The organism is Barnesiella sp. CU968 (assembly GCF_905219685.1).
Lineage (GTDB): Bacteria > Bacteroidota > Bacteroidia > Bacteroidales > Muribaculaceae > Lepagella > Lepagella muris_A.
Map to the genome: position 1 here is coordinate 1 of NZ_CAJMXD010000090.1, position 9,069 is coordinate 9,069.

The 9,069-nt window shown below is 50.6% G+C and carries 4 protein-coding genes and 1 pseudogene; all 5 read left to right on the forward strand.

Going from position 1 to position 9,069, the window contains the following annotated elements; translation table 11 throughout:
• A partial coding sequence (locus JX312_RS05240; RefSeq protein ID WP_204457285.1) for a hypothetical protein occupies positions 1–1,143 on the forward strand: 1,143 nt, incomplete at its 5' end.
• Entirely contained in the window at positions 1,140–3,620 is a 2,481-nt protein-coding gene (locus JX312_RS05245; RefSeq protein ID WP_370541473.1) for a hypothetical protein, read from the forward strand. The genes JX312_RS05240 and JX312_RS05245, both read left to right, overlap by 4 nt.
• A 117-nt stretch (positions 3,621–3,737) precedes the next feature.
• Complete coding sequence (locus JX312_RS05250) at positions 3,738–4,262, forward strand: hypothetical protein (protein WP_204457286.1); 525 nt, start codon at positions 3,738–3,740, stop codon at positions 4,260–4,262.
• The gene (locus JX312_RS05255) at positions 4,234–6,447 is read left to right on the forward strand and encodes an alpha-galactosidase (RefSeq protein WP_204457287.1); all 2,214 of its coding nucleotides are present in this window, start codon (positions 4,234–4,236) and stop codon (positions 6,445–6,447) included. Before JX312_RS05250 ends, JX312_RS05255 begins: the two co-directional genes overlap by 29 nt.
• 66 nt (positions 6,448–6,513) lie before the next feature.
• Positions 6,514–8,544, forward strand: a pseudogene (locus JX312_RS05260) (glycoside hydrolase family 97 protein); the annotation flags it as partial.
• Positions 8,545–9,069 lie beyond the last annotated feature (525 nt).

Sequence of the window (9,069 nt, forward strand, 5' to 3'; positions counted from 1 at the left end):
TTCCGTGGTGTCACTCCCGACCATAAGAATATGATCGAACGCAAGGAGGGTCAGGCAGAGGCTATGGTGCAGCTGATGAAGGATGCCGGAGTGGAGGGAATCTCAATGGAATACTGGAGTCCGGCACCATACTGGAAATCTAATGGAAATTTCATAGACGGCACCTTGAAGAGTTTTGACGATGATTTCTTGGAGGAATTCACTGATGCCCTCGTTCAGGACGTGAAATATATGAAAGACAAAGGTTTCAAGGTTTCTACATGGGGATTGCAGAATGAATGTATGTATCCGGAGGTGGGCTATGCGCACTGCCATTATACAGAAGACCAGTTTGTGAAGGTATTCGGCAAAATTGCTCCAAAAATCCGCGCCCTTGATTCCGACATAGAAATAATCTATGACACGAACAGCGGTCAGAACGGTTCCTATGGTCCCAAACTCTGGCAGGAGAACCCGCAGCTCCTCAAATATGTGGATGCCTGGGTGTATCACCGCATCGGAGACAATTCGGATTTTGTGATGGATCGCCGAGACAGCTATAAGGCAAACAGCCAGGATAAACCGATATACCAGAATGAGTATGAATATTTCTCAGATCAGGTGAAGGCCACCACTTTTGAGTGGCTGATGGTCAATACCGCGCAGTCTATCATGAACTGGATGACATTCATAGAATCTCCGAAATGGTATTGGCTTCATGCATTGAAACCCATTGATGACACCTTAAACCGCGATGGTTTCGGTCTCGGAGTGTGGCGACCGTCATATGCCAACGAAAGTCATGATTATCCGGAGCTCGCCCACGGGCACTGGGAGTTCAACTGGCAGAACTATAACGCTATCGCAGGTTTCCTGAAATATATGCCCTGGGATTCTCGCAGATATAACGTGGAGGAGGATGAGGAACGCCACGACAACCGTATCATGGCGTGGAAAACCCCGGAAGGAAAACTTGTGATGGCAATGACAAACCGCTCTGACGATTGGTTCGAGTTTGATGTTACGCTCGACGGCGCGAAGAGTATGAAAGGCTTCCGTTTCGACAAGAACGGCAGGGATGTGGAAATAGGCTCCAACAGCGGCGCCTCAACAGTCACAGCCAAGCTGAAACCATGGAGCATAGAATTTTGGGTTGAGCAATGAAAGGTAAAGGTAAAAAAGGAATTTGTAAGGTCGTTTCCATTCTCGTTGCGTCCGGCATGCTTGCCGGATGTAACGGAATGGGAACCGTTGCCGGTGATGGGGAGCGTTATCCGCAGTTCGGGGGCGTTTATCTCCATCTCGCGTATTATAATAACGAAGGTGAATGTGGCACAGGGGCTGTTGTGCCATGGCAGGGAAAACTTTGGGTGATAACTTACGGCCCGCATCTTCCCTGGGGATCAAGCGATAAGCTGTATGAGATTGACGATTCGCTTTCCGTGAAGGTGCGTCCCGAAAGCATCGGAGGCACGCCTGCTGACCGCATGATTCATAAGGAAAGCGGTCAACTCATCATCGGTCCCTATTTTATCGACTCGCTCTGCAATGTCAGGGCATTGTCGTATTCCGATGCCCAGGGACGATACACCGGAGTGGCGCGTCACCTTACCGACCCCGCGAACAAGGTGTATATAGCCACTATGGAGGAGGGTTTCTACGAAGTTGATGTCAATACCTTGGAACATAAGGAACTTTATCCGGATGCAAATTCGGGAGAACACGATGACAACGGAGTGAACCCGCAGAACGATCTGCTGCCCGGTGCGCACGGGAAAGGGCTTTATAGCGGTCAAGGAGTGATGGTGTTCTCCAATAATGGCGAAGCTGTGCCCGAAGCATTGGAAAAATTCAATATCCCCTCGGGTTGCCTTGCGGAATGGGATGGTAAAGACTGGAAGGTTGTGAGACGTAACCAGTTCACTGAAGTCACAGGCCCCGGTGGAATAAATGGGAATTCTTCGCCCGAGACGGATCCTATATATGCACTTGGCTGGGATTATAAATCAATCCTGCTTGGTGTGCGTGAAAACGGGGGCTGGGATTTTTACAGGCTTCCGAAGGCGAGTCATTCGTATGACGGCGCGCACGGCTGGAACACCGAATGGCCGCGTATCCGTGAGGTTGGGACGCCTGAATCACCTTTCAAGCTGATGACCATGCATGGCATGTTCTGGAAATTCCCCGAAAAATTCGGTAAAGATGAGACCGGAGGTATCCGTCCTCTCTCCGCCTATCTGAAGGTTATCGGTGATTTCACGCGTTGGAACGACAGGCTCGTCTTCGGGTGTGACGATTCCGCTAAGAAAGAGTTTCTCAATACAAGAAAAATCAAGGGGGGAATTGCCGGTCCGGGACAAAGCAACTCCAATCTGTGGTTCCTTTCTCCCGAAAGGCTTACGGATCTTGGACCGGTGAACGCGGCCGGGGCGGTGTGGCTCAATGAGGTAATATCCGCAGGTGAGTTTAGCGAGCCTTTCCTATTCGGTGCGTGGCCAAAAAGATGTGCTTGGATCCGTAATGACGGCGGGGAGCCGGTGACGTTTACGTTTGAAGTGGAGGATTCCAAAGGGAAGGGGATACTCAGAAAGGAAACGGTACCTGCCTCGGGGTCGTGTTTCGTGGAATTCTCTTCTTCCGACAAAGGGGAGTGGATTCGCGTGTTTGCGGATAAATCAACCAAAGGGAGCGTGGTGTTCTCGTTCTCAGGAGAGGAGAAGAGGGGAGAGAAGTCCTCCGACATCTTCAACGGATTGGCGAAGATTGGGGAATCCCCCGATTCCGAGGGTTTGTTGTATTGTCTTGGTAATGACAGCCGTAAACTCGGTATTGCCGCATCCACGGAGAACGGGACATCCTATTATGAACTTGATGGCGGCATGAACCTCATAAAGAGGAATGACAAAGCCAAAGAGTCATTTATACGTGAGAAACTTCCCGTTTCATCGACAGGAATGGAGATCACTTCCGGGTCTGTAGCCATAACCGATGACAAGGGGCGCAAATGGAATCTTCCGTTAGGACAGAGGGCGTTCACGGCGCCGACGAAAAGCCGTAAGCTCAGGATTTGCCGGGAGGTGGCAACCGAAAGGGATTTGTTAAACGTCCACGGCACATTCTATGAGTTGCCTGCGGAGAATGCCGACGGTTTCGCAAAGATCCGTCCGGTTTCTTCCCATAACCTTAACATCAACGACTATGCGTCGTTCAGGGGGATGCTCGTGATGACAGGTGTGGCAGAAAGCAACGTCGCGGATAATGAGCGTCTGATAAAATCTGATGACGGTAAATTGACACTATGGGCAGGTTCAATCGATGACCTGTGGAAACTCGGCAAGCCGACAGGTCATGGCGGTCCGTGGGTTGACAAGGATGTTATTGCAGGAGAATATTCAGAACCTTACCTGATAGGTTTCTATGATGACCGTGTGCTCAATATTTCCCACAAGTCTGACAAGAGGGTGATATTTACCATCGAGGCTGATCCGACAGGGGAAGGGGACTGGATGCATTATGGAGATTTTGAGGTTTCCCCCGGAGATTCATTGTTGCATCGTTTCCCGGATGCCTTCCAGGCCCGCTGGATACGCTTCAAGGTGAATGAGCCGTGCGTAGCCACGACATGGCTGGAATACCGCTGATGGTCATTCTTTAAACAAGTTTTCTGGAATGCTGCTGACAGGTATGTGTGTTTCATGCTTATAATCGCCTTATATGTACATCCGCATAAAAAGCTGTTTAACTAAAAACATCATATCATGAAAAGATTCTTAGCATTAGCGTTATTGTGTTCTTCATTTACTTGTGTATATGCCGCTGACGGGAAAGCCGGAGTTGACGGTGACGTGGAAGACTGGGGAGTCGTGGAAAACGGTCTACTGTCTGTAAAGGTCAGCATCGCCAATGCCAATGCGGCGTCCCTGACACTTGACGGGGAGGAAACGCCGGTCTCATTGGCGGATGGTGTCAATACCGTGCGCGTCCCGGACTCGAATCGTGTCATTATCGTGAAATCCAAAGATGGTTTTTTTTTGAAGGCGGTTACGGTAGGGGGTAAAACAGTGCCGGTTGTTGAAGGAACGGCGACGGTTACGTGTGAACCGGGCAAAGAGGTAGTTATTACAACAGCTCCCGATACTTCATCTGCAGTGTCTGCAATCGAGATGGAGACAGTTGGTAAACCACGCTATTTTGATTTGACCGGTATGGAGGTCAAGGTTCCTGCCAAAGGTAATATCTATATAATGCTCAAGGATGGTAAGGCTGTCAAGGTGCGCATGTAGTATCCTATCGCTAACAGTCCTTGCCGTTTCGCATAATGCTGCGGGGGAGACTGTGCATGTGCAGACTCCTTCCACTTCTCTTGTGCTTGAAGCGAACAAGGGCGAGGAATTGAAGTTCGTATACTACGGTACAAGGCTTGGGGCGGAAGAGATTCCGGGAATCGTTGCTGCCGGTATTCCGGATGCCAAGGCATATGCGGCTTACGGGAAATATCCGGATGACGAGACATCATTGTGGGTTGTCCATTCTGACGGCAATATGACGAGCCGTCTTGTGGTCAGGGATGTCGTGACGGACAGTGCGGGGGGATCTTTTGTGACAAAGGTCATGACATCCGATGACGTATATCCTTTCGACGTGGATGTGTGTTACCGCACCTATCCCGATTCCGAAGTTTTTGAGACCTGGACAGAGATTACCAGTCGCGAGAAGGGAGAGGTATTGTTGACGCATTACGACTCGGCTTATCTTCCGGTCCACATGGGCAACGTATGGGTCAGCCATATGGCGGGAACCTGGGCGAATGAGTCGAGGATAGTCGAGGAGCCGCTGCTGCCGGGGGTGATGCGGATAAGGAACAAGGATGGTGTCCGAAATTCGCAGACCTCGCGGGCGGAGGTGATGCTTTCTCTCGATGGACCGCCGCATGAACGGCATGGCGCCACAATCGGTGCGGTATTGTGCTACAGCGGCAATTATGTGATGGACATAGAGACCCATACCGGCAGGTATCACCATTTTAGAGCGGGAATAAACCCAGACAATTCATCATATCGCCTCAAACCCGGAGAGAGATTTGTGACACCGCCGGTTGCGATGACGTTCAGTCTCGAAGGGAAAGGAGGCGTGAGCCGCAATTTCCACCGATGGGGAAGAAAGCATATTCTCCGTCATGGAGACAGTCCGCGTAAGGTGCTGCTCAACAGTTGGGAAGGGGTGTATTTCGATATTGATGAACCTAAGATGGTTGCGATGATGAAGGATGCAGCCGCGCTCGGGGGCGAATTGTTCGTGATGGACGACGGCTGGTTTGGAGGTAAATACCAACGCAATGATGATTCGAAAGCACTTGGCGACTGGGTGACAGACCGGCGCAAGCTGCCGCACGGGCTGAATGCCCTTGCCGACAGCGCAAGGGTTGCCAGCGTAGGTTTCGGCCTTTGGCTTGAACCGGAGATGGCAGATATCTCAAGCGAGATATACGAGAAGCATCCTGACTGGGTTCTGAAAGCCTCGCGACGCGACATAGTGGCAGGACGCGGCGGCTCGCAGGTTGTTCTCGATTTCTCGAATCCCAAGGTTCGTGATTACGCGGTGGATGTTGTTGACAGGATTCTTAAGGAAAATCCCGGAATTGAATATATCAAGTGGGATTCAAACAGTGGCATCTACATGCATGGCTCCCAGCATCTTTCAAAAGAGAAGCAAAGCCATCTATATATCGACTGGCATAAAGGTTTCGAGGAGGTGCTCAAAAGGGTGCGTGAGCGTCATCCCGACATAGTGATGCAGGCGTGTGGCGGCGGTGGCGGTCGCGTCAACTGGGGAGTGCTCAGATATTTCGATGAATTCTGGACCAGCGACAACACCGACCCTCTCCAACGGATCTATATGCAATGGGGCACGTCGCACTTTTATCCCGCCATAGCCATGGGGGCGCATATAAGCGCGTCGCCGAATCATCAGACACGCCGGAGCACGCCTATAAAATTCAGGGCGGACGTGGCGATGAGCGGACGCCTCGGAATCGAGCTGCAGCCCAAAGAGATGACGGAAGAGGAGAGGAATGTATGCCGACAGGCGATTGCGGACTATAAGTCAGTGCGTGGCACTATCCAGTTTGGCGATCTCTACCGTTTGGTGTCTCCATACGATCGTCTGGGCGTGGCTTCGCTGATGTATGTGTCGCCGCAGAAGGATGATGCCGTGGTGTTCTGGTACAGGACAGAACCCTTTGCCGGGCAGATATTGCCGATGGTTAAACTTGACGGTCTCGACAGGGAAAGAATGTATACCGTCACGGAACTCAACCGTATCGACGACACTCCGATGCCCTTTGAAGGGAAGAGTTATTCCGGAGCGTTCCTGATGGACAATGGTCTCGATATCCCTTACCGTCATGATGTGCCCGATGACCGCAAAAGTGAATACTCAAGTCGGGTGTTGCATTTGCATTCCAGATAAGAGCTTATTTTTAAACAATCTATAGAAATTTCACTACTTTTGTGGAACGGACAACTTCTAAGAATAATGAGAAAGATATTTATTGCTTTAGGATTGATATGTGTCGCCTTGGGTGTCTGGGGCGACATTTTTCTAAAATCGCCTGACGGTAATCTGAAGGTTTCGTTCGCTTTGACAAACAAGGGTGTGCCTACGTATTCTCTCTCTTTCAAGGGGACTGAAATTGTCAGGACTTCACCGATGGGTTTCTCCTTTGCAACCGGGACTTCGCTCGACAAAGGATTTAAGGTTGACGGTGTCACACGTACCGAATGCGACAGCGTGTGGAGTCCGGTATGGGGCGAGAACAGTTCGATACGTGAGAATTATAACGGAATGGTGGTAGGTCTGTCGAAGGGGGACAGGAGAATGAGCATAGAGTTCAGGGCTTTCAACGACGGCATAGGGTTCAGGTATATATTCCCCGGGAGTAAGGATTCCCTCCTTGTCGTGAAAGAGGAGAAGACCTCGTTTGCCATGGCAGGAGACCATACGGCATGGTGGATTCCTCTCGACTATGATTCGCAGGAATATGAATACACAGAGTCGCGGCTCAGTGCCATCCCGCCCTCCAAGGGGGTGCAGACTTCGCTTATGATGAAGACGGATGCCGGAATATATGTAAATATACATGAGGCGGCGCTGGTGAATTTTCCCGCCATGCATCTCGACTATAATAGAAAAAGCAAGACTTTCAAATCCCATCTGACACCTCGTCCCGACGGGACGGCGGCGCATGTGACGACTCCGTTCAAGACACCCTGGCGAACGGTTATGGTAAGCGACAAAGCCACTGACATCCTGGCGTCCAACATGATTCTTAATCTGAACGATGCCTGCAAGATTGAGGATACCTCATGGATACACCCGATAAAATACATGGGTGTATGGTGGGAGATGATCACGGGTAAAAGCCGATGGAGCTATACGAAAGCAGAGAATTTTGACTTGGCAACTTTCGATTATTCCAAGGCCACACCGCATGGACGGCATGGCGCGAACAATGAGAATGTCAGGAGATATATAGATTTCGCATCCAGACATGGTTTCGACCAGTTGCTTATAGAGGGGTGGAACGTAGGTTGGGAAGACTGGTACGGGAAGGAGAAGGATTATGTATTTGATTTCGTGACCCCCTATCCGGATTTTGACATCGCTGCTTTGAACGGTTACGCGAAAGGGAAAGGAATCAAACTGATGATGCATCATGAGACTTCCGGATCGGTGGGGAATTATGAACGTCACCTTGATGCCGCCTACGACCTTATGAACCGGTATGGGTATGACGCGGTGAAGAGCGGGTATGTTGGCAGGATATTGCCTAAGGGAGAATTCCATTACAGCCAGGATATTGTTAACCATTATCAGAACGCGGTTGAGAAGGCCGCCGCAAAGCATATCATGGTCAACGGGCATGAGGCTGTGCGTCCCACCGGACTTTGCCGCACCTGGCCCAACCTTATGGCGAACGAGAGCGCTATGGGTCAGGAATATGCGGAGATGACCCCGCGACATGTCACAATCCTCCCTTTCACGAGGCTGCAGGGTGGCCCGATGGATTTCACGCCGGGTATATTCAGAATGGATATTACTTCATTCGCGCCAGGTTATCAGGGGAAAAGGAAACGCGCCACGATTGCCAACCAGTTAGGACTTTATCTCACGATGTATTCCCCGATACAGATGGCTGCTGATATGCCGGAACATTATGAGAGGCATATGGATGCTTTCCAATTTATAAAGGATGTGCCTGTTGACTGGAGCGAGAGCAGGTACCTCGATGCGGAGCCTGGAGACTATATCGTGGTTGCGCGAAAAGACAGGAACAGCGAGAATTGGTTTGTGGGAGGTGTGACCAACGAGGAAGCGAGGGATTATGAACTCAGGTTTGATTTCTTGCCAGAAGGTGTGGAATATGAATGTACCATATATGCCGATGCAGCGGACAGCGACGGCTTTACAAATCCGGAGAAGTATGAGATAAAGAGAAGCCGTGTCACGGCGGCCTCGGTGATTCCGGTAAGGATGGCGCGTGCCGGAGGTTTCGCGGTGAGCCTCAAGCGTGTGTTCAGTATGCTTCAGCTCAACATATGGCAGGAATGCACGATGGTCAAGGGTGGATATGAGGCTCTTGTGGATGAAATATGGCGGCTTAAGCCGGATTTCGTCACTCTCAGCGAGGTCCGTAATTATGGAGGCGTGGATTTCACCGGTAAACTATGCGGGTCGCTGCGAGACAAAGGTGTTGCATACTATTCATATCCGAGTGAGGATTCGGGGATTATAAGCAGGTTTCCCATAAAAGAATTTTCAACGGTTTATCCTCTAAAGGATGATTCAGGGACTATCTATCGGGCGGAGGTGGATCTGGGAAATACAAAAATATCGGTTTATACCGCGCATCTCGACTGGCACAACTATTCATGTTACAACGCACGCGGATATGACGGGGCTACATGGAAGGAGACTTCGAAGCCGAAAAGCGCGGAGGAGATTCTGAAGCTCGGTTCAGCCTCCCGGCGCGTGGAGGAGATTGAGGCTTTCCTGAAGGATGCTAAAGGGAGGATGGCGGAAGGTTATGAA

Bases quoted from the DNA above. Each gene is read 5' to 3' on its own strand.
- JX312_RS05245 (WP_370541473.1), top strand. From the start codon at position 1,140: ATGAAAGGTAAAGGTAAAAAAGGAATTTGTAAGGTCGTTTCCATTCTC.
- JX312_RS05250 (WP_204457286.1), top strand. From the start codon at position 3,738: ATGAAAAGATTCTTAGCATTAGCGTTATTGTGTTCTTCATTTACTTGT.
- JX312_RS05255 (WP_204457287.1), top strand. From the start codon at position 4,234: ATGGTAAGGCTGTCAAGGTGCGCATGTAGTATCCTATCGCTAACAGTC.